Below are 23,407 nucleotides of genomic sequence, written 5' to 3'. Positions count from 1 at the left end.
GCCAGCGATCCCCGCGCGGCGGAGCACAGCGGATTTAAGCGCGTCGGGGAGCCGAACCTTAGCGCGTCAGACGCGGCTCGACAATGGGCAAACGCCGCTTTAATCCAGCACTGGCTGGGCAAAAGCCTTGCGAACGCTGTCGTGAGAGAACTCGTCGGCGTGTTGTTCGACCCATTGCAGGGCCAGCGCCTGAATATCCTGCAGGTCGTCGTGGGCCTCATTCATGCGGCAATAACGTTCGATCTGGCACACCTGCTCGCCCATCCGGGCGCTGAACAGCGTCTGCTCATCGGTGAACGCGATCCCTACCAGATAGCCCTTTTTGCGTCGCAGGCACCACGCCACATAGCCCGGGTAACAGATGTCGGCATTGAGCGTCGGCATGCGCACCTCAAGGGCGGTGCCGTGGCGCCAGGCACGGTGATAATTGCAAGCGATCCCACCGAGGCTGATAGTGTGCAGCTGTTGCCTGGAAATACACTCGGGCTTGAGTAACGTTAATTCGACAGGCACTTCGTCCGGATGAGGAATGAAACGTCCCATGAGCACAGACTCCCTGTGTCGGCCATTTGACATTGTTTCCCCCAGTATAGTGGTCGAATCGCAACTGACCGATTTCGACGCCGACCAGCGGCTGCTGGCGATGAGCGGCGTTTCGCTGGTGATTTTCACCAGCGTCGGCTGTTCCAGCTGCCGTTATGCCAGAGAGGTGTTGCCCGGCTTCGAGCTGGCGGTGGATCGCCTGTGCTGGATCGATGCCGGCAACAACGGCGGGTTGGTGGAGCGTTATCAGGTCTTTCATTTGCCGGCGCTGTTTGTGGTGCGCGACGGCGAGTTCTTTGGGGCATTGCACACGCGCCTGACCGCCGATGCGCTGAACGCGGCAGTGACGCAGGCGCTGGGTCGAATTGCAGAGGAGTTGCCATAGATGGCGGGAGCAGACAATAAACCGGTGATCGGGATTATCGGCACCGGGGCAATCGGCGGGTTCTACGGTGTGATGCTGGCGCGGGCCGGTTTCGATGTGCACTTTTTGTTGCGCAGTGAATTCGCCGCGGTGGCCGAGCGTGGTTTGCAGGTGGACAGTGCGGTCCACGGCACGCTGACGCTCAACCCGGTGCAAGCCTATGCCAAGGCTGACGACATGCCAGCCTGCGACTGGCTGCTGGTCGGTGCCAAGACCACCAGCAGCGTCGGGCTGGCGCCGGCGATCATTGCTGCGGCCAAACCCGGTGCGAAAGTGTTGGTACTGCAAAACGGTCTGGACGTCGAAGACAGCCTGCGTGAGCTGTTACCCGATTCCCTGCATCTGCTCGGTGGCCTGTGTCTGATCTGTGTGCATCGCGAAGCTCCGGGGCACATCACCCATCAGGCGTTGGGAGCGGTGAACGTCGGCTATCACAGCGGTCCGGCAGCAGATGACACGGCGCGCATGGCGATCGTCGAGGAGGGCGCCAGTCTGTTTCGCGCCGCCGGCATCGACTCCCAGGCGATGCCCAATCTGCATCAGGCACGCTGGCAGAAACTGGTTTGGAATATTCCCTACAACGGTCTCTCGGTTCTGCTCGGTGCCGGCACCACGCCGCTGATGGCTGACGCTGACAGTCGCGCGCTGATCCAGGCGTTGATGGCCGAAGTGGTGCAGGGCGCCAAGGCCTGTGGTCACGACATGCCACCCGGTTACGCCGAGTACCTGTTCATGATGACCGAGAAAATGCCCGACTATTGGCCGAGCATGTACCACGATTTCCTGCACAAACGACCGCTGGAACTGGAAGCGATTTATGCCCGGCCATTGGCGGCGGCCAAGGCGGCAGGGTGTGAACTGCCGCGTATCGAAGCGCTGTATCGCACGTTGAGTTTTATCGACCGACGCAACACTTGAGTCGGTTTTCGAGGGAGTGGGGGAAGGCATGGCCAAGAACATCGATGACAAACTGGTGCTGGCGATTTCGTCTCGCGCCCTGTTCGACCTGAGCGAAAGTCACAAGGTCTACCTGTCGAGCGGCGTCGAAGCCTACCGGCAATATCAGATCGAACACGAAGACGAGATTCTCGCACCGGGCGATGCCTTTCCCCTGGTGGAAAAACTCCTGAGCCTCAACAGTCGCCTCGACCGCGCCCGGGTCGAGGTGATTCTGGTTTCGCGTAACAGTGCCGACACCGGCCTGCGCGCCTTCAACTCGATTCATCACTATGGGCTGGACATTTCCCGGGCGGCATTCGTCGGCGGGCGCAGTCCGTATCCGTACCTCAAGGCCTTTGGCTGTGACCTGTTTCTGTCCACGCACGCCGAGGATGTGCGCGCTGCACTGGACGCTGGATTTGCTGCAGCGACGATTCTGTCTGGTGGCGCCAGTCGTGCCGCCAGTGATGAGTTGCGCATCGCCTTCGACGGCGACGCGGTGCTGTTTTCCGATGAGTCCGAGCGCATTTATCAATCCGGCGGGCTGGAGGCGTTTCAGGCCAAGGAGCGTGAAGCGGCGCGCGAGCCATTGCGCGGCGGGCCGTTCAAAGGCTTTCTGGCCGCGCTCAATGCGCTGCAGCGCGAGTTCCCCGAGGACGATTGCCCGATCCGCACAGCGCTGGTGACCGCGCGTTCGGCGCCGGCCCATGAGCGGGTGATCCGCACCTTGCGCGAGTGGGACATCCGTCTCGACGAGTCGCTGTTCCTCGGCGGGCTGACCAAATCGGCGTTCCTCGAAGCCTTTGCCGCCGATGTGTTTTTCGACGATCAGGCCGGTCACTGCGAGCTCGCGCGTGAAGTGGTCGCCACCGGCCACGTGCCGCACGGCATCAGCAACGAACCATCGATCTAAAGCCCCTGTGCTTCAAGACGTTGCGTCGCACGTCGTACTCGCCAAGGCACTGCTAAGCTGAATCAAATCTCCGCCATGTTGGCACGCGAGGAGGTCATATGATTCGTTCGATGCTGTATGCCACTGACCTCGGTCTGTACGCACCGTTAGTGATGCAGCATGCCCTGGCGTTGGCGCGAACATTCGATGCCGACTTGTATGTGGTGCACGCAGTGGAACCCATGGGGCTGTTTGCCGAGTCGGTGCTGCAAAGCTATCTCGACGAACAGGCATTGAACGAATTCCACAGCCAGGGTCTGAAAACTGTCATCGCCAGTATTGAGCAGCGGGTGCTGGACAGTTTTCGCGAAGAACTGGGCGACGAGGGCGATCAGGATCTGCAGCGGATTTGCGCGGTTCGGGTGGTGCAGGGCGATCCGGCGCAGGTGATTCTCGACCAGGTGCAGAAACTCTCGGTGGATTTGCTGATCGTAGGCACGCATAGCCACGGTGTGGGGGCGGAAACTCCTTTGGGGCGCACGGCGACCCGGGTCCTGCAATTGGCCAAGGTACCGGTTTATCTGGTGCCGTTGGTGGAGCGTCGGCGCCGGGGGGATCGCTGAGGCGGGAATAATGGCGTTTTGATAAAAAAGTTCTAGATTTATTAATCAAACCATTAATATAGTTATATACCGTCGCTGATGCCCGTGGCGTCTACCTGCTTTGAGGGATACATATGAAGCTTCAACAATTGCGCTACATCTGGGAAGTGGCGCACCACGACCTCAACGTTTCCGCTACAGCCCAAAGCCTTTACACCTCGCAACCGGGCATCAGTAAACAGATCCGCCTGCTGGAAGACGAACTGGGCGTTGAAGTGTTCGCCCGCAGCGGCAAGCACCTGACCCGCGTCACCCCGGCTGGCGAGCGCATCATCACCACCGCAGGCGAAATCCTGCGCAAGGTCGAAAGCATCAAGCAGATTGCCCAGGAATTCTCCAACGAGAAGAAAGGCACTCTGTCGATCGCCACCACCCACACCCAGGCGCGTTATGCGCTGCCGCCGGTGATCAGCAATTTCATCAAGCAATACCCGGACGTGGCGCTGCACATGCACCAGGGTTCGCCGATGCAGATCGCCGAAATGGCGGCTGACGGCACCGTCGATTTCGCCATTGCCACCGAAGCGCTGGAGCTGTTCGGTGATCTGGTGATGATGCCGTGCTATCGCTGGAACCGTTGCGTGGTCGTGCCGCAGGGTCACCCGCTGACCAAGCTGCCGAAACTGACCCTCGAAGCGCTGGCCGAATACCCGATCGTGACTTACGTGTTCGGTTTCACCGGTCGTTCGAAACTCGACGAAGCCTTCAGCCATCGTGGCCTGACGCCGAAAGTGGTGTTCACCGCAGCCGACGCCGACGTGATCAAAACCTACGTGCGCCTGGGGCTGGGCGTGGGCATCGTGGCGAAGATGGCGGTCGATACCAAACTCGATAACGACCTGGTGGTGCTGGATGCCAGCGAGCTGTTCGAATCGAGCATCACCAAGATCGGTTTCCGTCGTGGCACTTTCCTGCGTGGCTTCATGTGCGACTTCATCGAGAAGTTCGCCCCGCACCTGACCCGCGAAGTGATGGCCAAAGCCATCCAGTGCCACAACAAGCAGGAGCTGGAAGAGCTGTTCGACGGCGTCGAACTGCCGGTCCACTAAGACCCTGCCTCAGAGCACCTCGGTGACAGCGAACTGTTGCCGGGTGCCCGCCACCAGGATCTCCACCTCGTCGCCCTCGAACTTGCCCAGCAGGCTTTTGCCCAGCGGCGAGCGAGGGGTGATGACGGTAATCGGCTGACCCACCACATCGACTTTCAGGCCCGCTGCATCCGGGGCCAGAAACAGCCATTGCTCGCGACCCTTTTCGTCTTCCAGGCCGAGCAGGGCGCCGATCTCGATGCCACGATTTTCATCGTAGGCGCGCAGCGTCAAGTTCTGGCACAGCGCCAGCGACTGACGGATTTCTTCGACCCGTTTCGCCTGACCCGCCGCCAGATAAGACGCCTCAAGCCCCAGCGTGTCGTACTTGTTCTCGGCGATGTTCTCTTCGTGGGTCGCGGTTTCATAAGCGGTCTGCGCGGCGCGTTCGGCGATGTCGAGGTCGACGCGCAGTTTGTCGAGGATCAACTGGTGGACGGTGTGTTTGTTCATGATCAATCGCAGAATTGCAAAACGTTGGCGCGGCTCTTCTCGCTTGGCGCGGTCTGGTCCTGTTGCAGCCAGAACTGGCACTTGGGGTTCGACTGATTGCGCGTGCTGCTGCGCGCCTGCTCCAACCGTGCCTGCTGTTCGTTCTTGCGCAGGTTCTCTTCGTACTGCTCGAACAGCGGGCTCTGTGGCGCAATGTCCGGTTGTACCTGGACGGTCGCGGGCGGTTTGGCCAGCTGTTGCACTGCCTGAGCGACAGGCGCCAGCTGTTCGGTGAACACCAGACGCGAGAGCAGCCAGCAGGTCAGCGCGATGGCCAGAAAGCCCAGCCACATGCCCAAAGCAATACTGCCGGTCAGTTGCAGCGCGCTAAGCTGAACAGGCAATGGACGACGCGGGTTGGGACGGTAGGGCATGGCTGCCTCCTGGCGGATGATTGCGGGCAAGTGGCGATTGTCGCACGAAGATTAATCGCCGTCGGCTCTTCTGCGCGACGTCATTTATGCGGACAATCAGCGCTTTTGCCAACGGGGAGTCTTGCATGCCGGTACCGAAAACCCGCTGGGATATTTTTTGCACCGTGGTCGATAACTATGGCGACATCGGCGTGACCTGGCGTCTGGCCCGGCAACTGGTGGCCGAACATGCGCTGGCGGTGCGCCTGTGGGTCGATGACCTGCGCGCCTTCGAGCGCATCTGCCCCGAGATCGACATCCACCTGGGCGAGCAAACGCAGCAGGGCGTCGACGTGCGGCACTGGCCGAGCGACTGGCCGCAGACGGAGGCGGCGGACGTGGTGATCGCCGCGTTTGCCTGTCAGTTGCCTCCCGCGTACATGGACGCCATGGCCGAGCGCCAACAGCTGCCGCTGTGGATGAACCTCGATTACCTCAGCGCCGAAGGCTGGGTCATCGGTTGTCACGGTTTGCCCTCGGTGAAATACAAATCGGTGCAGAAGTTTTTCTTCTTTCCCGGGTTTCAGCCGGGCACCGGAGGCTTGCTGCGTGAACGGGGTTTGCTTGAGCGACGTCGTGCGTTTCAGGCGGATGACGAGGCGCAGCGCCAGTTCCTGGAACGTCTGGGGATCGATCGCGCACCGGGCGCACAACTGATTTCACTGTTTGCCTACGAGAACGCCGGTCTCGCCAGTTGGCTGGATGTGCTGGCCGCTGATAACGAACCCACCCACCTGCTGGTGCCGGAAGGGCGGATTCTCGGTGACGTCGCGCGCTGGCTCGGGGTTGACTCACTGGAGGTCGGCGACCTGAACGTGCGTCAGGCGCTGACGGTGCAGGTGCTGCCGTTCGTCCGTCAGGATCAATACGATCAGTTGCTGTGGTGCTGTGATTTCAATGCGGTGCGTGGGGAGGATTCGTTCGTTCGTGCGCAGTGGGCCGGGCGGCCGATGCTCTGGCACATCTATCAGCAGGACGAAGACATCCATCTGGACAAGCTCGACGCCTTCCTTGCGTTGTATACGAAAGGACTTTCGCCGGCGGCTGCCGAGGCGATGAACGGTCTGTGGCATGCCTGGAGTGCCGGGCAACCGATCGGCGAGCACTGGCTAGAGGCCCGTAAACACTGGCCAGAACTGCAGGAAGACGCCGAACAATGGTGTCTGGAACAAGGCTTGCAGGCCGATCTTGCCACGGCGCTGGTACAGTTTTACCTAAATTGGATATGATACGCGGCCTAGATTTTTGTAAATCCCATCCAAATTCGGATATTCGCAATGAAAACTGGTAAAGAACTCAAACCCGGTACCGTGATCCGTCTCGAGAACGATCCTTGGCTGGTTCAGAAAGCTGAATTCACCAAGTCGGGCCGTAACAGCGCGATCATGAAGACCAAGCTGAAAAACCTGCTGACCGGTTACAAGACCGAGATCGTTTACAGCGCTGACGACAAACTGGACGACGTAATCCTCGACCGCAAAGAAGCGACCCTGTCCTTCATCAGCGGCGACACCTACACGTTCATGGACACCACTGACTACACCATGTACGAGCTGAACGCTGAAGACATCGAAGCTGTTCTGCCTTTCGTTGAAGAAGGCATGACCGATGTTTGCGAAGCGATCTTCTTCGAAGAGCGTCTGGTTTCCGTAGAACTGCCGACCACCATCGTGCGCGTAGTTGACTACACCGAAGGTTCGGCTCGTGGCGACACTTCCGGCAAAGTCATGAAGCCAGCCAAGCTGAGCAACGGTACTGAGCTGCAAGTTGCTGACTTCATCGAAATCGGTGACAAGATCGAGATCGACACCCGTGAAGGCGGTTCCTACAAAGGCCGTGCCAAATAAGCACAGCTTTTCGCGGAAAGAAAAAGCCCGACCATTGAGTCGGGCTTTTTTGTGCCTGCAAGAAAGATCAAAAGATCGCAGCCTGCGGCAGCTCCTGCAGGGATCGGTGGAGGAGCTGCCGCAGGCTGCGATCTTTTGCTTCGGTTACACGGTGGTGTGCAGATGCACGTCAACGTTGCCACGGGTGGCGTTGGAGTACGGGCAGACCTGATGCGCGGCTTCGACCAGGCTCTGTGCATCCGCTTGTTCCAGACCCGGCAGGCTGATGTGCAGGTCGATGTCCAGACCGAAACCGCCTGGGATCTGGCCAATGCCGACATGCGCGGTGATCGAGGCGCCGTCGGGGATCTTGCGTTTGGTCTGGCTGGCAACGAATTTCAGTGCGCCGATGAAGCAGGCCGAGTAACCGGCAGCGAACAGTTGCTCAGGGTTGGTCGCTGCACCACCGGCACCACCGAGTTCTTTCGGGGTGGCGAGTTTGACGTCGAGGACGTTGTCGCTGGAGATCGCACGACCGTCACGGCCGTCAGTGGAGGTTGCGATTGCAGTGTAGAGAGTTTGCATGGTGTGAGCCTCGTTCAGAGTCTTTATTTGCGCTAATTGTTTGCGCGCTAAGTAAGTGCGAGATAAATGTAGCTCTCAAATATTTAGCGCGCAAGATAAATTTTCGAGAAAGCTGCGTTTCAGTCCTGCAACGAACTGACGATCAGCTTGAAAGTGTTGATTTAGAGCGGATGGTGGGGGTGCGGGGGCTGAAGAATATTTTTCAGGTGAAGCGATCCCTGGTAGGAGTGAGCCTGCTCGCGATAGCGGTGGGACAAAAATCAACGGAAGTCGACTGAACCATCGCTATCGCGAGCAGGCTCACTCCTACTGTGGGAGAGGCAGTGTTGTTATCAAGTCAAGCTGTCTTGCAGGTGGCTGCGCAGGGCTTGCAGCTCCGATTGCAGATGCTGCAGGCGTTCGATGGTAAAGCCGCTGGCGCCCAGGATGCATTGCGGAACGCTCTTGGCCTGGTCACGCAGGGCCCGGCCTTGTGCGGTGAGTTCAACGATCACCACCCGCTCATCCTCGCGACTGCGCGTACGGCTGAGCAAACCTTCAGCCTCCAGGCGCTTGAGCAACGGTGTCAGCGATCCCGGATCGGTCAGCAACCGCGTGCTGATTTCGCCCACGGTCAAACCGTCCTTTTCCCACAGCACCATCATCGCCAGATACTGCGGATAGGTCAGGCCCAGCGCTTGCAGCAACGGCTTGTAGACCTTGGTCATCATCAGCGAGGTGGAGTGCAGGGCGAAGCAGGCCTGGTTGTCCAACAGCAGGTGATCGCAGTTGTCGGTGGTGTCGCGTTCGGTGGTCATGGCAAAGCCTTGTTCGATGATGGGCTTGAATCTAGCGCCCGAATGTTTAATGCGCCAGATAATTATCCAGAACTTAGTGTCGGCCCAGCTCGCGCTGCAGCGCCAGATCCCACGGCGGCACCGGGCTGAAGCGGGTCTTGAGGTATTCCAGAAGCAAGCGGCTGCGCGAGTTGGTTTGCTGTTCCATGCGCAGCGCATAGATACCGGTGCTCTCCGGTTGTGGCAGACCGTTCTCGCAGAACAGCGGTAACAGCTCTCCGCGCAGCAGGTATTCACTGGCCAGCCAGGTCGGCAAGTGCGCGATGCCCAGCCCGGCCAATGCGCCGCACACCAGCGCCTCGGCATTGTTGGCGCTCATGCGGATTCGCGAAGGGCGGTGCAGTTGCATTTGCCCGTCCTGTTCGAAGCGCCAGGCGAAGGGCGGGGCCAGGCCTTCCCAATCCAGTCCGTCATGTTCGCTCAACTGCCCGGGATGACTCGGTGCACCGCGACGCTTGAGGTAATCGGGGCTGGCGCAGGCGATGCGCATCATGCTCGCCAGCGGGGTGGCAACCAGCCGGGTATCGGCCATCTGCCCGGCTCGCAATACCAGGTCGACCTTGCCCAGGTTGGAGCCGTGCATGTCGATGAAGCTGTCGATCAGGTGCAACTGCACGTCCAGGCCCGGGTACAACACCAGAAAATCGGCAATCACCGGTGCCAGATGGCGGCGCCCGAACGCGGCCGGGGCGTCGATGCGAATCAAGCCTTCCGGCGCACTGCTCAGGGACACCGCTTCGGCCCGGGCCAGTTGCAACTCGGCAACAATGCGCCGCGCGCGTTCGGCAAAGGCCAGACCGGCGGGTGTGGCCCGCACGGCGTGGGTGCTGCGGATGAACAACTGGCTACCCACCGCGCTTTCCAGGCTGTCGATGCGCCGCGCCACGGCGGAGGGCGTCAGCGGATGACGACGGGAAGCCGCAGAAAAACTGCCGCTTTCCAACACATCGAGAAACAACCCGAGCTGTTCGGTCAATTGATTGGGATTCATGAGTGTTCAGTGCTTGTGCGAAGTTGGCATAACCATTGTGCGTTGCTGTGCGTTTCCCCGCCAGCCTCGACTGCGTAGGATGAACCGCCTGACGGATGAGGAAATCGCTGTGATCGAGTTCTTGTTGTACCTGCTGTTTGGCGCCGCCCTTGGCACATTAGGCGGCATATTCGGCATCGGCGGTGGCCTGATCGCGATTCCGCTGCTGGGCGTGTGGTTCGGCCTCGATCAGCAGATCGCCCAAGGCACGGCGCTGGTGATGGTCGTGCCCAACGTGATGCTGGCGCTGTGGCGCTATCACCAGCGCAATCGCATCGAACTGCGCCATGCGCTGCCGCTGGCGGTCATGGGCTTCTGCTTTGCCTGGATCGGTTCGATCTGGGCGGTGGGCATCGATGCGCAAACCATGCGCATCGGCTTTGTCGCGTTCCTCGTCGCGTTGTCGGCCTACAACCTGGTGCGGATGTTCGGCGCGCGGCCCGCGGCGACCTCCGAGATGCGTTACTCATGGCCATGGCTGGGTGTGCTTGGCGCGGCGTCCGGGACCATGGGTGGGCTGTTCGGTGTCGGCGGGGCCGTGGTGGCGACGCCGGTGTTGACCAGCCTGTTCGGCACCAGCCAGGTGGTCGCCCAGGGCTTGTCACTGGCGCTGGCGTTGCCGAGCACCGGCGTGACATTGGTGACATACGCGGTGCATCACGAGGTGGACTGGATGATCGGCCTGCCGCTGGCCATCGGCGGTCTGGCGAGCATCAGTTGGGGCGTGAAAGTCGCCCACGCCATGCCGGAAAGGCTGCTGCGCGGGCTGTTCTGCGGTTTTCTGGTGCTGTGTGCGGTGATGCTCGCGTTTAAAGTTTGAAGCCTTCGACGATGTGCTCGGCCAGGCACTCGGTGATCGGCGACGGATTGTTCAGGTTGCGGATCAGCATGATGCTGGCCTCGGGCAGCAACGGCAGGTCTTCGTTGGCGCCGAGAATGCGCATGTCCGGGGTGATCAAACTCTCCAGTTGCGCGGTGATCGCCAGACCCGCGCTCACCACCGCCATCAGCGCCGACAGGCTGGTGCTGTTGTAGGCGATGCGGTAGTCGCGGCCCATCGCGTCCAGCGCATTGCACGCCCACAAGCGGCAGAAACAATCACTGTTGAACATCGCCAGCGGCAACGGCGTCTGCTCGTGGGCGCTGAAATTTTGCGCCTCGGCCCAGACGAAACGCTCCTTGCGCAGCAACTGGCCGATCTCGTTGCCCGGCTCGCGGGTGACGATCGACAAATCCAGGTCGGTACGCTGCAACAACTGCTTGCTGGACTCGCAATGCACTTCGATCTGGATCAGCGGATAGAACTGGGCGAACCGCGAGAGGATCCCCGGCAGGAAACGCATCACGTAATCGTCCGGCGTACCGATGCGCACGGTGCCGACCATGTGCGGCTCGCGCAGGGTGTTGAACACCTCGCTGTGCAGCTTGAGGATGCGCCGCGCATACCCGAGCAGCACCTGGCCCTCAGCGGTCAGGCGCACCTGACGTCCGTCACGCTCGAACAGCTGGCGCTGCAACACGTCTTCTTCCAGGCGCTTCATCTGCATGCTCACCGCCGATTGCGTGCGGTTGACCATTTCGCCGGCGCGGGTAAATCCACCCTGATCGGCAATCGCGACGAAGGTGCGCAGGACATCGGTATCGATACTGGGGTAGGCCGACAATTGATGAATCTCCGTGATGAATGCCATCAGAAACATTCGTTGGATTGATCTTAGCGCCAGCGCGAGACTTGAGCCATCCACAAGGAGGGCAACACGATGAAAGGTCAAAGAGAGTATGTAGACGACACAAAATTTTCCGGCCACGGCCATATCGTTTCTGACCTGCTGCACAAGTTTAGTCGCTGGTATGAATTGCACCGTGAACGCGAGTTGCTCGCCAGTCTGAGCGACGAAGCGCTGAAGGACATCGGGGTCAGTCGGGCCGACGTCGAACACGAGGCCATTCGGCCGTTCTGGGACGATCCGATGCATAAATGATCAGGGCCTTACTACACAAACCACTTTCAGGTGAGGTAGGTTGCGAGCAGACAAGGAGATCTTCATGCCCGCGACTCTGGCCTTTTCCCTCAAACAGGCGCGACGTCTGGCGCTGGCTGCCCAAGGGTTCAACGGGCGCCAGCCGCCAACCGTCCGGGCGCCACAGCTCAACCGGTTGATCGAACGGCTGGGTCTGCTGCAAATCGACTCCGTCAACGCCGTGGTGCGCTCGCACTATCTGCCGCTGTTTTCCCGTCTCGGTTCCTATTCCTCTGATTTGCTCGACCAGGCCGCCTGGAGTTCGGGGCGACGCCGTACGCTGTTCGAATACTGGGGCCACGAGGCGTCGTTGCTGCCGCTGACGATGTATCCGTTGCTGGGTTGGCGGATGCAGCGCGCCAGACGTGGCGAGGACATCTATCAGCAATTGGCCAGATTCGGGCGTGAGCAGCAGGCGACGATTCGCCGGGTTCTGACTTCGGTCGAGGAGCAGGGCGCATTGGGCGCTGGCAGTCTGTCGACCCGCGAAGACAAGGCCGGGCCATGGTGGGACTGGAGCGCGGAAAAGCATGCGCTGGAATGGTTGTTTGCCGCCGGTGAAGTGACGGTGGCCGGCCGTCGCGGGTTTGAGCGTTTGTATGATTTGCCGGAGCGGGTCATCCCCGCGCCGATTCTGCAGCAGCCGCTGCCGGATGAAGCCTGCGCACAGCGTGGCTTGCTGCTGCACGCGGCGCAGGCTCTGGGCGTGGGGACGGAGAAGGACCTGCGAGATTATTTCCGTTTGAGTCCGGGGGACGCCCGACCGCGTCTGGCGGAACTGGTCGAGGACGGGCAGTTGCAGACCTGTGAAGTCGCCGGTTGGCGACAGATCGCCTATTGCCTGCCGGAGCCGAAAGTGCCGCGCAAAGTTGTCGCCAGTGCGTTGTTGTCGCCATTCGATTCGTTGATTTGGGAGCGCAGTCGCACCGAGCGGTTATTTGATTTCCGCTATCGGCTGGAGATCTATACGCCGCAGGACAAGCGGGTCTACGGCTATTATGTGCTGCCGTTTCTGCACAACGAGCGGATTGCCGCCCGGGTGGATCTGCGTGCCGAGAGGGCGGCAGGACGCCTGGCGGTGCATGCGGTGCACGAGGAGACGCCTGGGCTGGAGGATGAAGGGATGCTGGCGCTGGCTTTGAATTTGCGGCGGATGGCGGATTGGTTGGGGCTGGGGCGGGTACAGCTCAATTGTCAGCGCGAGAGTGCAGGGCGGTTGCGGGTGGCATTGGCGCAGATCGGTTGTGATTGATCTAACGCCATCGCGAGCAGGCTCACTCCTACAAGGGGTTTGTATATTGACGCGGTCAATGTAGGAGCTGCCGAAGGCTGCGATCTTTTGATCCTGGTCTTAAAAACAAAATCAAAAGATCGCAGCCTTCGGCAGCTCCTACAGGGATCCAGGTCACCCAAAAATCTCTGTGGGGGCGAGCCTGCTCGCGATAGGGGCGACGCGGTCTAGCGGCGGACTTGTTTCAGCGTTTCAGCAATCAAAAACGCCAGCTCCAGCGACTGATCGGCATTCATCCGCGGATCACAGTGGGTGTGATAACGGTCCGACAGCCCGTCTTCAGTGATCGGCCGCGCACCCCCGATGCACTCGGTGACATTCTGCCCGGTCATCTCGATGTGAATCCCGCCGGCATAAGTGCCTTCGGCTTCGTGCACCTGGAAGAACTGTTTCACCTCACCAAGGATCTGCGCGAAGTCGCGGGTCTTGTAGCCGCTGCTGGCCTTGATGGTGTTGCCGTGCATCGGGTCGGAGCTCCACAGTACCTGCTTGCCTTCACGCTGCACCGCACGGAGCAGCGCCGGCAGGTGATCGCCGACCTTGTTCGCGCCCATCCGCGCGATCAGGTTCAAGCGGCCCGGATCGTTGTCCGGGTTGAGCACGTCGATCAGGCGGATCAGATCGTCCGGGTTCATGCTTGGGCCGACTTTCACCCCGATCGGGTTGTTCACCCCGCGCAGGAATTCGACGTGGGCGCCGTCGAGCTGACGGGTGCGGTCGCCGATCCACAGCATGTGCGCCGAGCAATCGTAGTAATCGTTGGTCAGGCTGTCGCGACGCACGAAGGCTTCTTCGTAGTTCAGCAGCAGCGCCTCGTGGGCGGTGAAGAAACTGGTTTCGCGCAGTTGCGGCGAGCTGTCCATGCCGCAGGCGCGCATGAACGCCAGGGTTTCATCGATGCGGTCGGCGAGGTGGCTGTATTTTTCGGCCAGCGCCGAGTTGGCGATGAAATCGAGGTTCCACTTGTGCACCTGATGCAGGTCGGCAAACCCGCCCTGGGCGAAGGCGCGCAGCAGGTTCAGGGTGGCGGTGGACTGGTGATACGACTGCAGCAGACGCTCGGGATCCGGCACGCGGCTTTTTTCGTCGAAACCGATGCCGTTGACGATGTCGCCACGGTAGGCCGGCAGGGTCACGCCGTCGATGGTTTCATCGTTGGCCGAACGCGGCTTGGCGAACTGGCCGGCCATGCGCCCGACCTTGACCACCGGGCTGCCGGCGGCGAAGGTCATGACGATCGCCATCTGCAGCAACACTTTGAACGTGTCGCGAATCTTCGCCGCGGAGAACTCGGCGAAGCTTTCCGCGCAGTCGCCGCCCTGCAGCAGGAATGCCCGGCCCTGAGTCACTTCGGCAAACTGTCGGCGCAGCTCGCGCGCTTCGCCGGCAAACACCAGCGGCGGATAGCTGGCCAGGGTCTGCTCGACCTGGCGCAGATGCGCAGCGTCGGGATATTGGGGTTGTTGCTGGATCGGCAGGGCGCGCCAGCTGTCAGGGCTCCAGGATTGGCTCATCACGGTCTCTAAAGGGTTCTACGCACGGGAAGCCCATGGTAGCAGCAATTAGTGCGTGACCTGCTCCCGCCCCATCATCGACAATCGCCGCTTTGCCACGGCACCTGAGCGGTGCCATCGCGTCACCGCGCCCGGTGACCATCAGGAGACGAAATGACTGAGGAGCGCGTCGAGCATCTGCTCGCCGAGGTACAGGATGAGTTCGGCGTGATTCGCGTGCTGGAAGTGGCCGATTACCGCTTTCTGGAGTTCGGCGACGCGATTGAGCAAAGCTGCGTGTTCACCGCCGATCCGAGCTGGCTGGAGTACGACTACACCCGGGCGATGCTGATTGGCGCGTTGTGCCATGAGCAACCGGAGAGCGCGCTGTTTCTCGGCCTCGGCGCCGGCACGCTGACTCAGGCCTGCCTCAAGTTCCTGCCGCTGGAAGACGTCGAAGCCATCGAACTGCGCCCGGATGTACCGCGCCTGGCCATCGAATACCTTGGACTGGATGACGACCCGAGGCTCTACATTCGTGTCGGCGATGCGCTGGAGCTGCTGCCGACCGCCGAGCCTGCGGATCTGATCTTTGTCGACCTCTACACCGACGTCGGCCCGGGTGTCGGGCATCTGGCCTGGAGTTTCCTCGGTGACTGCCAGAAACGCCTGAATCCGGGCGGCTGGCTGGTGATCAACCAGTGGGCCACCGATGACGGCAAGCCACTGGGCGCCGCGCTGTTGCGCGGGCTCTATCACCGGCATTACTGGGAGCTGCCGGTGAAGGAGGGCAACGTGATTCTGATTGTGCCGGCAGACCTCGATCAGGCACTCGACATGCAGGCCCTGACGGCCCGGGCCGAAGCGCTGGCGCCGAAGTTGGGGTATTCGTTGCAGTCGTTGATCAACAGTATCCGCCCAGCCACCTGAGTGGGGACTCGGTCAACTGTAGGAGCTGCCGAAGGCTGCGATCTTTTGATCTTGTTTTTAAAACCAAAGTCAAAAGATCGCAGCCTTCGGCAGCTCCTACAGGGGGCGCAGTTCATCAGATCCCTTTGAAGATTCCAGGCCGCCTCTCCACCAGCGACCGCACTCCCTCCTTGGCATCCTCACTGCCCAGCAACTTCTTCACCAGCGCCGGTAACCCCTGCGCTGCCGCCGTCTCGCCTTCATAGCGCGCCTGCCGCGCCGACATCAGCGTCGCCTGAACCCCCAGCGGTGCCTGCCGGGCAATCCGTTCGGCCAGTTCGAGCGCTCGCGGCAACAGGTCCTCGCTGGCCATGACTTCCTGCACCAAACCCAAGCGCAAGGCATCATGCGCGTCGAACTCATCACCGGTCAGCAGCCAGCGCATCGCGTTGCCCCAGCCAGCCACCTGATGAAAACGTAACGTCGCGCCACCAAAAGGAAAAATCCCCCGCTGCACTTCCATTTGCGCGAAGCGGGTGTTGCTCGCGCACAGGTTGATATCCGCCGCGAGCATCAGCTCGATGCCAATGGTCAGGCAGTAACCCTGGGCGGCGACAATCACCGGTTTGCTGACCCGTGGCCCGACGAACACCCCCCAGGGGTCGCAACCGCCGGTCGGAACCTGCCAGCCTTCGGCGAGGGCGGCGCTGACGTTGAGCAGATCCAGACCCGCGGTAAAGTGCTCGCCATGCCCGAACACCACGGCTACCCGCGCCTCGCTGTCGGCCTCGAATTCACCGTAGGCCAGACTCAGCGCGTTGAGCAGGTCGAGGTCGAATGCGTTGCGTTTGGCGGCTCGATCCAGGCCTATCAAGTGGACATGACCACGACGTTCACGGCTGACGCGGCCGGGGCAGGGCTGATTCATGGGTAAATCCTCGGGCGGGAAGGGCGGGTGCAGCGACGGTATGCCGCACATCGGTGAATCGTTTAAGCGTCATCACCCGCAGGGCCGGGCCTTTTGAAAAATAGACCTTCGCATGATTATCCGCAAAACCCCGTTACACAGCGGTGACACACGGATTCAAGCGATAAAAAAAGCTCCCTTTTTGGGCAAATTCCGGTATAGTGCGCGCCGGCCTTTAACCGGGCCGCGTTTAGGTAGCGCAATTCCCCGAAGTCAGCTTCGGCTGCATGTCCGCACTGCGGGCTCTTCCTTGACGATTCTTTTTCATTCATACGTTTTCGCAAATCCCCGCCGACAAAGCTGCCAGGGCGACTCTTGAGTCTCAACACGGCATGTGCAGCTTTGGAGCATGGGTCTTTGCGGATGCACTTAGAGGCAGACCCATGACCCAGGAAATCGGCGGCTTCGCCGCTCTTGAACTTCATCCCAATATTGTCGCTGCAGTAGTCGCTACCGGCTATGAAGAGCCTTCGGCCATTCAGCAGCAGTCGATCCCGATCATCCTCGCCGGTCACGATATGATTGGTCAGGCGCAAACCGGTACCGGTAAAACCGCTGCCTTTGCCCTGCCTATCCTGCACCGCATTGATCCGTCCAAGCGCGAGCCGCAAGCTCTGATCCTGGCCCCAACTCGTGAGTTGGCGCTGCAAGTTGCAACCGCTTTCGAAACCTACGCCAAGCAAATGCCGGGCGTAACTGTTGTGGCTGTCTACGGCGGCGCGCCGATGGGCCCACAATTGAAAGCAATCCGTAATGGCGCACAGATCGTTGTCGCCACTCCGGGCCGTCTGTGCGACCACCTGCGTCGTGACGAAAAAGTCCTCGCCACCGTGAACCACCTGGTTCTGGACGAGGCGGACGAAATGCTCAAACTGGGCTTCATGGACGACCTGGAAGTCATCTTCAAGGCCATGCCGGAAACCCGTCAGACCGTATTGTTCTCGGCGACCCTGCCGCAGTCGATCCGTGCCATCGCCGAGCGCCACCTGCGCGATCCGAAGCACGTGAAGATCCAGAGCAAGACCCAGACCGTTACCGCGATCGAACAGGCTCACCTGTTGGTTCACGCTGACCAGAAGACCTCTGCCGTTCTCAGCTTGCTGGAAGTGGAAGATTTCGACGCTCTGATCATGTTCGTGCGCACCAAGCAAGCGACCCTGGATCTGGCCAGTGCCCTGGACGCCAAAGGCTACAAAGCCGCTGCGCTGAACGGTGACATCGCCCAGAACCAGCGTGAGCGCGTCATCGACTCGCTCAAGGATGGCCGTCTGGACATCGTTGTCGCGACCGACGTTGCTGCCCGTGGTCTGGACGTTCCGCGCATCACCCACGTATTCAACGTGGACATGCCGTACGATCCGGAATCCTACGTGCACCGTATCGGCCGTACCGGCCGTGCCGGTCGCGAAGGTCGTGCGCTGCTGCTGGTGACTCCGCGTGAGCGCCGCATGCTGCAAGTGATCGAGCGTGTCACCGGTCAGAAGGTTGCCGAAGTGCGTCTGCCGGACGCTCAGGCGGTTCTCGATGCACGCATCAAGAAACTGACCAACAGCCTGTCGCCGCTGGTCGCTGATGCCGAGTCGACTCACGGCGAACTGCTGGATCGTCTGACCGCTGACATCGGTTGCACCCCGCGTGCACTGGCTGCAGCCCTGCTGCGCAAAGCTACCAACGGTCAAGCGTTGAACCTGGCAGCGATCGAGAAGGAACGTCCACTGGTGCCGAACAACGCACCGCGTGGTGACCGTCCTGAGCGTTCCGGTGATCGTCCGGATCGTGGTGACCGCGAGCGTCGCGCGCCAATGCCTTTGGGCGAAGGTCGTGCCCGTTGCCGTACCGCGCTGGGTGCGCGTGACGGTATCGCCGCCAAGAACCTGCTGGGCGCCATCCTCAACGAAGGTGGTCTGGCCCGCGAAGCAATCGGTCGCATCCAGGTGCGTGACAGCTTCAGCCTCGTCGAGCTGCCGGAAGATGGTCTGGACAAACTCCTGACCAAGCTGAAGGACACTCGCGTCGCTGGCAAGCAGCTGAAACTGCGTCGCTACCGCGAAGATTGATCTGCCCTTGGGCTGATTGATCGAACATAAAAAATCCCCGACTGGTTCGGGGATTTTTTTTGCCTGTCTTTCAAGATCAAAAGATCGCAGGCTGCGGCAGCTTCTACATGTTGGAACGCGTTCCTCCTGTAGGAGCTGCCGCAGGCTGCGATCTTTTGCTTTTAACCGAAACGATAAATATCCATGCCCAGCGCACCCATGGTGAACCCCCGGTGCGCCACGCTGAACTCACCCCCGGCACCGCGGGCAAAATACAGCGGCAACAAATGCTCATCGCTCGGATGGCTGCGCACCGCATTTGGTGCTTGCTGGCGGTAGTCGTGCAAGGCCGCTTCGTCATTGGCCGCCAGCTTGTCGATCATCCAGTCGCGGAAGTCCCGGGCCCACGGCTCGACGCTTTCCGGCCCGGCGTGCCAGTCCAGTTCGCGCAGGTTGTGGGTGATGCTGCCGGAACCGATCAGCAAAATGCCCTGATCGCGCAGACTCGCCAGCGCTTGCCCGACACGGGTTTGCAACGCCGGGCCGCCGCGACTCGGCAGCGACACCTGCACCACCGGGATATCGGCCTGTGGGTACATCAGCGACAGTGGCACCCACACGCCGTGATCGAAAGGTCGTTGCGGATCGAGGCGTGCCGGCAGATGCGCGGCTTGTAGCAATTGGGCGACCTCGGCTGCCAGTTGCGGATCACCGGGGGCCGGGTACTGCACTTCGAACAGGGCGCGCGGGAAGCCACCGAAGTCGTGCCAGGTTTCCGGCTGCGGATTGCTGCTGACCAGCAGTTCCTGGCTCTCCCAGTGGGCAGAAACGATGACGATGGCTTTGGGTTTCGGCAGCTCGGCCGCCAGACGTGCGAGGGCCGGGCCACTGGCGCCGGGTTCCAGGGCCAGCATCGGCGAGCCGTGGGAGATAAACAGGCTGGGAAACATGGAAAGGTTCCTGAGCGGTAAGATGGCCCATCTTCAGTCAGATCATTGATCTAAATCTAATATAAGTTTTAACGCCTTTTGATCGAATTTATTGGGGTGATGCATGCAGCCTGAGTTTTGGCACAAGAAGTGGGAATCCAATCAGATCGGCTTTCATCAGCCTGAGGTGAACCCGTATCTGCAACGTCACTGGCCGCAATTGACCCTCCCGGCGCGGGTGCTGGTGCCGTTGTGCGGTAAGAGTCTGGATCTGCTGTGGCTGGCCGGGCGTGGTCATCAGGTGCTGGGGGTGGAGTTGTCGAAGAAGGCCATCGAGGACTTTTTCAGTGAGCATCAGGTAACGCCGCAGGTCAGCGACAAAGGGCCGTTCAAGGTCTACCGTGCCGACGCCATCGAGTTGTGGTGCGGGGATTTCTTTGCACTGACCGCAGGCGATGTGGCGGATTGCGCAGCGTTCTATGACCGGGCGGCACTGATTGCCTTGCCGCCAGCGATGCGTGAGCGTTACGCGGCGCATCTGCAGCAGATCCTGCCGCCGACTGTGCAAGGGCTGTTGATCACGCTGGATTACGATCAGGCGCAGATGTCCGGGCCGCCGTTTGCGGTTGACGACGACGAGGTGCAGCGGTTGCTGGGTGGTGCCTGGCAGGTGCGGATGCTGGAAGAGCAGGATGTGCTGGGGGAGAGCTGGAAGTTCCTGCAGGCGGGGGTGACGCGGTTGGAGGAGCGGGTTTACCGGGTTTCTGGGCAGTAGATTTTTGCAGTCAGTGTCGGCCCTGTCGCGAGCAGGCTCACTCCTACAATGATTTGTGGTGACTCGCGAATTGCGTGCACCACAGAACCCTGTAGGAGTGAGCCTGCTCGCGATAGGGGCAGAATGAGCAAACAATTATTTCAATCAATCAAAAAAGGCCCGCATCGCTGCGGGCCTTTTCGTTACTGCACCCGATGGATCAACCGCGACGACGCAACGCGTCGATACGCTCTTCCAGCGGCGGGTGGCTCATGAACATGCGGGCAAAGCCCTGCTTGATGCCACCGTTGATGCCAAAGGCATTCAGGGTGTCCGGCATGTGCACCGGCAGGCCCTGTTCGGCGCGCAGGCGCTGCAGGGCGCCGATCATCGCGTTGGTGCCGGCCAGACGTGCGCCGGCTTCGTCGGCACGGAATTCGCGTTTGCGCGAGAACCACATGACGATGGCACTGGCGAGGATGCCCAGAACCAGTTCGGCGAAGATGGTCGCCACGTAGTAGGCGATGCCCTGGCCTTCTTCGTTCTTGAAGATCACCTTGTCGACGAAGTTGCCGATGATCCGCGCGAAGAACATCACGAAGGTGTTCACCACGCCCTGGATCAATGCCAGGGTGACCATGTCACCGTTGGCCACGTGACCGATTTCGTGGGCCAGTACGGCCTTCACTTCGTCCGGCGAAAAGCGCTCGAGCAAGCCCTGGCTGACCGCGACCAGCGCGTCGTTCTTGTTCCAGCCGGTGGCGAAGGCGTTTGCTTCGTAGGCCGGGAAAATACCGACTTCAGGCATCTTGATCCCGGCTTCGCGGGACAGTTGCTCGACGGTTTGCAGCAGCCATTGCTCATGCCGGGTGCGTGGCTGGCTGATGATCTGGGTGCTGGTGCTCATCTTCGCCATCCACTTGGAGATGAACAGCGAGAACAGGGAACCGGCGAAACCAAAGACCGCACAGAAAACCAGCAGCTGACTGAGGTTGAGATCAACCCCGTTGGCCGCCATGAACCCGTTGAAGCCGAACAGGCTCAGGGTGATGCTGGCTATCAGCACGACCGCCAGGTTAGTGGCCAAAAACAGCAGGATGCGCATCATGGTTGTAGAAATCTCCTCAAGCTAAAGATGTAGCGTACTGCGGGGTATATAAGGTGCGGCACGGGGTGATTCAACCGAGTGACTATTTCAAACTGTGTCCTACAGCGAATTCCATGGTCTGCAGGTCATTCCCCACGACCGAAACCGAAAGGGATGACAGACAGCCGCCGCCCGCCGCCATTACGTCAGATGCGTGTAAGCCATATGAATCGCAAGTGTAGAAGGCGCAGCGAGGCGGGGAGGGCAGAAGTGTTGCTGAATCAGACAGTGCGCAACGTGGGGGCCGTTGCGCACTGTTGACCGGTTACTGGCGGTAGGACTTGAGGAAGTTACCGATGCGTCCGATGGCCATCTCGAGATCGTCGACACGCGGCAGGGTGACCACCCGGAAGTGATCCGGCCACGGCCAGTTGAACGCCGTGCCTTGCACCACCAGCAGCTTCTCGGAGAGCAGCAGGTCGAGGACGAATTTCTCGTCGTTGTGGATCGGGCAGACCTTCGGGTCGATCTTCGGGAACGCATACAGCGCGCCCATCGGCTTGACGCAGCTGACGCCCGGAATGTCGTTGAGCAACTCCCAGGTGCGGTTGCGCTGCTCCAGCAGGCGACCTTGCGGCAGCACCAGGTCGTTGATGCTCTGATAACCGCCCAGCGCGGTCTGGATCGCATGCTGGCTCGGCACGTTGGCACACAGGCGCATGTTGGCCAGAATGTCGATGCCTTCGATGTAACTCTGGGCATTGTGTTTCGGCCCGGAGATGGCGATCCAGCCGGAGCGGAAACCGGCCACGCGGTAGGATTTCGACAGGCCGTTGAAGGTCAGGCACAGCAGGTCCGGGGCCAGCGAAGCGGTGCAGACGTGCACGGCATCGTCGTAGAGGATCTTGTCGTAGATCTCGTCGGAGAACACCACCAGATTGTGCGCACGGGCGATTTCCAGCATGCCCAGCAGCACTTCCTTCGAATACACCGCGCCGGTCGGGTTGTTCGGGTTGATGATCACCATGGCCTTGGTGTTCGGGGTGATCTTGGCCTTGATGTCGGCAAGGTCTGGGAACCAGTTGGCACCCTCGTCGCACAGATAGTGCACGGCGTTACCACCGGCCAGGCTCACGGCGGCGGTCCACAGCGGGTAGTCCGGCGCCGGCACCAGTACTTCGTCGCCGTTGTTGAGCAGCGCCTGCAACGACATCACGATCAGTTCGGACACGCCGTTGCCCAGGTAGATGTCTTCGATGCCGACACCTTCAACATTTTTCTGCTGGTAGTACTGCATCACCGCTTTACGTGCGCTGAACAGACCTTTGGAGTCGCTGTAGCCCTGCGCCGTCGGCAGGTTGCGGATCACATCCTGGAGAATTTCGTCCGGTGCTTCGAAACCAAATGGCGCCGGGTTGCCGATGTTCAGCTTGAGGATGCGCTGACCTTCCTCTTCCAGACGTTTGGCGTGCTTGAGCACCGGACCGCGGATGTCGTAGCAGACGTTGGCGAGCTTGTTCGATTTGCTGAACTGCATGGCGATGTGATCCCGAAAATGAACGATCCAGACGGCGGATGGACAACCGTGCTGGGATTCCTGCGTCTTCGCACAGGCGGAGTCTTGCGCCGTGGCGCCGAGAATCCGTTTGAATGCGCCCGGTCTGGCTGCCAGACTGGCGTGTGACGAGGCGCAATCATACGTGCCACCCGATCCGTGGAAAAGATACAGATCGGGCTTTTTCAGCCGCTGAGGTGTGATGATGGAAAAGTTGGAAAAAACCCTGGAAGAATGGCGTGCGATGCTCGACCCCGAGCAGTACAACGTGTGCCGTCTCAGTGCGACCGAACGGCCGTTCTCCGGCAAATACAACGCCACCAAGACCGACGGCGTCTATCATTGCGTCTGCTGCAATGAGCCGCTGTTCGATTCCACGACCAAATTCGATTCCGGCTGCGGCTGGCCGAGCTTCTATGCGCCGATCGGCGAAAGCGCCATGACCGAAATCCGCGACACCAGCCACGGCATGATTCGCACCGAGGTCAAATGCGCCCGCTGCGATGCGCACTTGGGGCATGTATTCCCTGACGGTCCGCCACCGACCGGCCTGCGTTACTGCATCAACTCGGTGTGCCTGGATCTGGTACCACGCGAGTAATCGAACGGGCGACCTGTGGGTCGCCTTTCGGATA

General features: G+C 60.6%; 26 protein-coding genes. 14 read left to right on the top strand and 12 right to left on the bottom strand.

The annotated features are described in order from the left end of the window. Positions 1-99: 99 nt before the first annotated feature. Positions 100-543 (bottom strand): PilZ domain-containing protein, encoded by a 444-nt coding sequence (locus KKQ10_RS19110; RefSeq protein WP_064588583.1) that lies wholly within the window; start codon positions 541-543, stop codon positions 100-102. Here KKQ10_RS19110 and KKQ10_RS19105 point away from each other — a divergent pair. The 5 genes from KKQ10_RS19105 (at position 542) to cysB (ending at position 4,509) form a co-directional block, all read left to right on the top strand. Beyond that, positions 542-928, top strand: coding sequence for a thioredoxin family protein (locus KKQ10_RS19105; protein WP_215501987.1), 387 nt, complete (start codon positions 542-544; stop codon positions 926-928). The two genes, KKQ10_RS19110 and KKQ10_RS19105, sit on opposite strands and share 2 nt — an antisense overlap. Next, on the top strand, positions 929-1,885 hold the full coding sequence (locus KKQ10_RS19100; RefSeq protein WP_215501986.1) for a putative 2-dehydropantoate 2-reductase: 957 nt from the start codon (positions 929-931) through the stop codon (positions 1,883-1,885). Positions 1,886-1,913: 28 nt separating this feature from the next. Next, positions 1,914-2,819 (top strand): 5'-nucleotidase, encoded by a 906-nt coding sequence (locus KKQ10_RS19095; RefSeq protein WP_025113136.1) that lies wholly within the window; start codon positions 1,914-1,916, stop codon positions 2,817-2,819. A gap of 98 nt (positions 2,820-2,917) precedes the next feature. Continuing rightward, a complete protein-coding gene (locus tag KKQ10_RS19090) occupies positions 2,918-3,421 on the top strand; it encodes a universal stress protein (RefSeq protein WP_127648775.1) in 504 nt (167 codons plus the stop codon). Positions 3,422-3,534: 113 nt separating this feature from the next. Continuing rightward, the gene (gene cysB / locus KKQ10_RS19085) at positions 3,535-4,509 is read left to right on the top strand and encodes an HTH-type transcriptional regulator CysB (protein WP_007908591.1); all 975 of its coding nucleotides are present in this window, start codon (positions 3,535-3,537) and stop codon (positions 4,507-4,509) included. Between the two features lie 9 nt (positions 4,510-4,518). On the opposite strand, the gene KKQ10_RS19080 is transcribed toward cysB, so the two are convergent. Both KKQ10_RS19080 and KKQ10_RS19075 read right to left on the bottom strand, forming a co-directional pair. Then, complete coding sequence (locus KKQ10_RS19080) at positions 4,519-5,001, bottom strand: GreA/GreB family elongation factor (RefSeq protein ID WP_003226791.1); 483 nt, start codon at positions 4,999-5,001, stop codon at positions 4,519-4,521. Between the two features lie 2 nt (positions 5,002-5,003). Continuing rightward, a complete protein-coding gene (locus KKQ10_RS19075) occupies positions 5,004-5,414 on the bottom strand; it encodes a hypothetical protein (RefSeq protein ID WP_215501985.1) in 411 nt (136 codons plus the stop codon). Positions 5,415-5,539: 125 nt separating this feature from the next. Between KKQ10_RS19075 and earP the strand changes: the two genes are divergently transcribed. Together earP and KKQ10_RS19065 are read left to right on the top strand one after the other, a co-directional pair. Further along, positions 5,540-6,682: an elongation factor P maturation arginine rhamnosyltransferase EarP gene (earP, locus tag KKQ10_RS19070; RefSeq protein WP_215501984.1), complete on the top strand. Its 1,143-nt coding sequence runs from the start codon at positions 5,540-5,542 to the stop codon at positions 6,680-6,682. Positions 6,683-6,730: 48 nt separating this feature from the next. Next, positions 6,731-7,300 (top strand): elongation factor P, encoded by a 570-nt coding sequence (locus tag KKQ10_RS19065; protein WP_028619992.1) that lies wholly within the window; start codon positions 6,731-6,733, stop codon positions 7,298-7,300. A gap of 144 nt (positions 7,301-7,444) precedes the next feature. Here the strand turns inward: KKQ10_RS19065 and KKQ10_RS19060 are convergent, their stop codons facing one another. The 3 genes from KKQ10_RS19060 to KKQ10_RS19050 form a co-directional block, all read right to left on the bottom strand. After that, the gene (locus KKQ10_RS19060) at positions 7,445-7,864 is read right to left on the bottom strand and encodes an organic hydroperoxide resistance protein (RefSeq protein WP_215501983.1); all 420 of its coding nucleotides are present in this window, start codon (positions 7,862-7,864) and stop codon (positions 7,445-7,447) included. Positions 7,865-8,196: 332 nt separating this feature from the next. Beyond that, entirely contained in the window at positions 8,197-8,661 is a 465-nt protein-coding gene (locus KKQ10_RS19055; protein ID WP_215501982.1) for a MarR family winged helix-turn-helix transcriptional regulator, read from the bottom strand. A 73-nt stretch (positions 8,662-8,734) separates the two neighbouring features. After that, positions 8,735-9,691 (bottom strand): LysR family transcriptional regulator, encoded by a 957-nt coding sequence (locus tag KKQ10_RS19050; protein WP_127648771.1) that lies wholly within the window; start codon positions 9,689-9,691, stop codon positions 8,735-8,737. A gap of 109 nt (positions 9,692-9,800) precedes the next feature. Here KKQ10_RS19050 and KKQ10_RS19045 point away from each other — a divergent pair, with 109 nt between their 5' ends. Beyond that, entirely contained in the window at positions 9,801-10,550 is a 750-nt protein-coding gene (locus KKQ10_RS19045) for a sulfite exporter TauE/SafE family protein (RefSeq protein WP_174823773.1), read from the top strand. Here the strand turns inward: KKQ10_RS19045 and KKQ10_RS19040 are convergent. Beyond that, complete coding sequence (locus KKQ10_RS19040) at positions 10,540-11,394, bottom strand: LysR substrate-binding domain-containing protein (RefSeq protein ID WP_047295460.1); 855 nt, start codon at positions 11,392-11,394, stop codon at positions 10,540-10,542. The two genes, KKQ10_RS19045 and KKQ10_RS19040, sit on opposite strands and share 11 nt — an antisense overlap. A gap of 96 nt (positions 11,395-11,490) precedes the next feature. On the opposite strand from KKQ10_RS19040, the gene KKQ10_RS19035 reads away from it, so the two are divergent. Both KKQ10_RS19035 and KKQ10_RS19030 read left to right on the top strand, forming a co-directional pair. Continuing rightward, positions 11,491-11,712 carry a DUF1127 domain-containing protein gene (locus KKQ10_RS19035; RefSeq protein WP_007964812.1) on the top strand — a complete coding sequence of 74 codons (222 nt, stop codon included), beginning with the start codon at positions 11,491-11,493 and terminating at the stop codon, positions 11,710-11,712. A gap of 64 nt (positions 11,713-11,776) precedes the next feature. Continuing rightward, a complete protein-coding gene (locus KKQ10_RS19030) occupies positions 11,777-13,003 on the top strand; it encodes a winged helix-turn-helix domain-containing protein (RefSeq protein WP_215501981.1) in 1,227 nt (408 codons plus the stop codon). Positions 13,004-13,209: 206 nt separating this feature from the next. On the opposite strand, the gene KKQ10_RS19025 is transcribed toward KKQ10_RS19030, so the two are convergent. Beyond that, positions 13,210-14,556 (bottom strand): class II 3-deoxy-7-phosphoheptulonate synthase, encoded by a 1,347-nt coding sequence (locus tag KKQ10_RS19025; RefSeq protein WP_215501980.1) that lies wholly within the window; start codon positions 14,554-14,556, stop codon positions 13,210-13,212. A 153-nt stretch (positions 14,557-14,709) separates the two neighbouring features. On the opposite strand from KKQ10_RS19025, the gene KKQ10_RS19020 reads away from it, so the two are divergent. Continuing rightward, on the top strand, positions 14,710-15,465 hold the full coding sequence (locus KKQ10_RS19020; RefSeq protein ID WP_127648767.1) for a spermidine synthase: 756 nt from the start codon (positions 14,710-14,712) through the stop codon (positions 15,463-15,465). Positions 15,466-15,580: 115 nt separating this feature from the next. Here the strand turns inward: KKQ10_RS19020 and KKQ10_RS19015 are convergent, their stop codons facing one another. Further along, the gene (locus KKQ10_RS19015) at positions 15,581-16,372 is read right to left on the bottom strand and encodes a crotonase/enoyl-CoA hydratase family protein (protein ID WP_127648766.1); all 792 of its coding nucleotides are present in this window, start codon (positions 16,370-16,372) and stop codon (positions 15,581-15,583) included. Positions 16,373-16,794: 422 nt separating this feature from the next. Here KKQ10_RS19015 and KKQ10_RS19010 point away from each other — a divergent pair, with 422 nt between their 5' ends. Next, positions 16,795-18,468 (top strand): DEAD/DEAH box helicase, encoded by a 1,674-nt coding sequence (locus KKQ10_RS19010; protein ID WP_007964821.1) that lies wholly within the window; start codon positions 16,795-16,797, stop codon positions 18,466-18,468. A gap of 161 nt (positions 18,469-18,629) precedes the next feature. On the opposite strand, the gene KKQ10_RS19005 is transcribed toward KKQ10_RS19010, so the two are convergent. Further along, a complete protein-coding gene (locus KKQ10_RS19005; protein ID WP_215501979.1) occupies positions 18,630-19,397 on the bottom strand; it encodes a DODA-type extradiol aromatic ring-opening family dioxygenase in 768 nt (255 codons plus the stop codon). Positions 19,398-19,500: 103 nt separating this feature from the next. Here KKQ10_RS19005 and KKQ10_RS19000 point away from each other — a divergent pair, with 103 nt between their 5' ends. Further along, positions 19,501-20,151, top strand: coding sequence for a thiopurine S-methyltransferase (locus KKQ10_RS19000; RefSeq protein WP_215501978.1), 651 nt, complete (start codon positions 19,501-19,503; stop codon positions 20,149-20,151). A gap of 199 nt (positions 20,152-20,350) precedes the next feature. On the opposite strand, the gene htpX is transcribed toward KKQ10_RS19000, so the two are convergent. Both htpX and KKQ10_RS18990 read right to left on the bottom strand, forming a co-directional pair. After that, a complete protein-coding gene (htpX, locus tag KKQ10_RS18995; protein WP_007964827.1) occupies positions 20,351-21,238 on the bottom strand; it encodes a protease HtpX in 888 nt (295 codons plus the stop codon). Positions 21,239-21,542: 304 nt separating this feature from the next. Beyond that, a complete protein-coding gene (locus tag KKQ10_RS18990) occupies positions 21,543-22,754 on the bottom strand; it encodes a pyridoxal phosphate-dependent aminotransferase (protein ID WP_127648763.1) in 1,212 nt (403 codons plus the stop codon). 223 nt (positions 22,755-22,977) lie between these two features. Between KKQ10_RS18990 and msrB the strand changes: the two genes are divergently transcribed. After that, complete coding sequence (gene msrB / locus KKQ10_RS18985) at positions 22,978-23,373, top strand: peptide-methionine (R)-S-oxide reductase MsrB (protein WP_215501977.1); 396 nt, start codon at positions 22,978-22,980, stop codon at positions 23,371-23,373. The last annotated feature ends 34 nt before the right edge of the window (positions 23,374-23,407 follow it).

It is taken from the genome of Pseudomonas sp. MG-9, from assembly GCF_018729515.1.
Lineage (GTDB): Bacteria > Pseudomonadota > Gammaproteobacteria > Pseudomonadales > Pseudomonadaceae > Aquipseudomonas > Aquipseudomonas serboccidentalis.
This window is presented reverse-complemented; position numbering and strand designations above follow the sequence as displayed.

What these genes read in the sequence shown, in the direction of transcription:
- KKQ10_RS19105 (WP_215501987.1), top strand. Translation starts at nt 542, where the DNA reads ATGAGCACAGACTCCCTGTGTCGGCCATTTGACATTGTTTCCCCCAGT.
- KKQ10_RS19110 (WP_064588583.1), bottom strand. Translation starts at nt 543, where the DNA reads ATGGGACGTTTCATTCCTCATCCGGACGAAGTGCCTGTCGAATTAACG.
- KKQ10_RS19100 (WP_215501986.1), top strand. Translation starts at nt 929, where the DNA reads ATGGCGGGAGCAGACAATAAACCGGTGATCGGGATTATCGGCACCGGG.
- KKQ10_RS19095 (WP_025113136.1), top strand. Translation starts at nt 1,914, where the DNA reads ATGGCCAAGAACATCGATGACAAACTGGTGCTGGCGATTTCGTCTCGC.
- KKQ10_RS19090 (WP_127648775.1), top strand. Translation starts at nt 2,918, where the DNA reads ATGATTCGTTCGATGCTGTATGCCACTGACCTCGGTCTGTACGCACCG.
- cysB (WP_007908591.1), top strand. Translation starts at nt 3,535, where the DNA reads ATGAAGCTTCAACAATTGCGCTACATCTGGGAAGTGGCGCACCACGAC.
- KKQ10_RS19080 (WP_003226791.1), bottom strand. Translation starts at nt 5,001, where the DNA reads ATGAACAAACACACCGTCCACCAGTTGATCCTCGACAAACTGCGCGTC.
- KKQ10_RS19075 (WP_215501985.1), bottom strand. Translation starts at nt 5,414, where the DNA reads ATGCCCTACCGTCCCAACCCGCGTCGTCCATTGCCTGTTCAGCTTAGC.
- earP (WP_215501984.1), top strand. Translation starts at nt 5,540, where the DNA reads ATGCCGGTACCGAAAACCCGCTGGGATATTTTTTGCACCGTGGTCGAT.
- KKQ10_RS19065 (WP_028619992.1), top strand. Translation starts at nt 6,731, where the DNA reads ATGAAAACTGGTAAAGAACTCAAACCCGGTACCGTGATCCGTCTCGAG.
- KKQ10_RS19060 (WP_215501983.1), bottom strand. Translation starts at nt 7,864, where the DNA reads ATGCAAACTCTCTACACTGCAATCGCAACCTCCACTGACGGCCGTGAC.
- KKQ10_RS19055 (WP_215501982.1), bottom strand. Translation starts at nt 8,661, where the DNA reads ATGACCACCGAACGCGACACCACCGACAACTGCGATCACCTGCTGTTG.
- KKQ10_RS19050 (WP_127648771.1), bottom strand. Translation starts at nt 9,691, where the DNA reads ATGAATCCCAATCAATTGACCGAACAGCTCGGGTTGTTTCTCGATGTG.
- KKQ10_RS19035 (WP_007964812.1), top strand. Translation starts at nt 11,491, where the DNA reads ATGAAAGGTCAAAGAGAGTATGTAGACGACACAAAATTTTCCGGCCAC.
- KKQ10_RS19030 (WP_215501981.1), top strand. Translation starts at nt 11,777, where the DNA reads ATGCCCGCGACTCTGGCCTTTTCCCTCAAACAGGCGCGACGTCTGGCG.
- KKQ10_RS19025 (WP_215501980.1), bottom strand. Translation starts at nt 14,556, where the DNA reads ATGAGCCAATCCTGGAGCCCTGACAGCTGGCGCGCCCTGCCGATCCAG.
- KKQ10_RS19020 (WP_127648767.1), top strand. Translation starts at nt 14,710, where the DNA reads ATGACTGAGGAGCGCGTCGAGCATCTGCTCGCCGAGGTACAGGATGAG.
- KKQ10_RS19015 (WP_127648766.1), bottom strand. Translation starts at nt 16,372, where the DNA reads ATGAATCAGCCCTGCCCCGGCCGCGTCAGCCGTGAACGTCGTGGTCAT.
- KKQ10_RS19010 (WP_007964821.1), top strand. Translation starts at nt 16,795, where the DNA reads ATGACCCAGGAAATCGGCGGCTTCGCCGCTCTTGAACTTCATCCCAAT.
- KKQ10_RS19005 (WP_215501979.1), bottom strand. Translation starts at nt 19,397, where the DNA reads ATGTTTCCCAGCCTGTTTATCTCCCACGGCTCGCCGATGCTGGCCCTG.
- KKQ10_RS19000 (WP_215501978.1), top strand. Translation starts at nt 19,501, where the DNA reads ATGCAGCCTGAGTTTTGGCACAAGAAGTGGGAATCCAATCAGATCGGC.
- htpX (WP_007964827.1), bottom strand. Translation starts at nt 21,238, where the DNA reads ATGATGCGCATCCTGCTGTTTTTGGCCACTAACCTGGCGGTCGTGCTG.
- KKQ10_RS18990 (WP_127648763.1), bottom strand. Translation starts at nt 22,754, where the DNA reads ATGCAGTTCAGCAAATCGAACAAGCTCGCCAACGTCTGCTACGACATC.
- msrB (WP_215501977.1), top strand. Translation starts at nt 22,978, where the DNA reads ATGGAAAAGTTGGAAAAAACCCTGGAAGAATGGCGTGCGATGCTCGAC.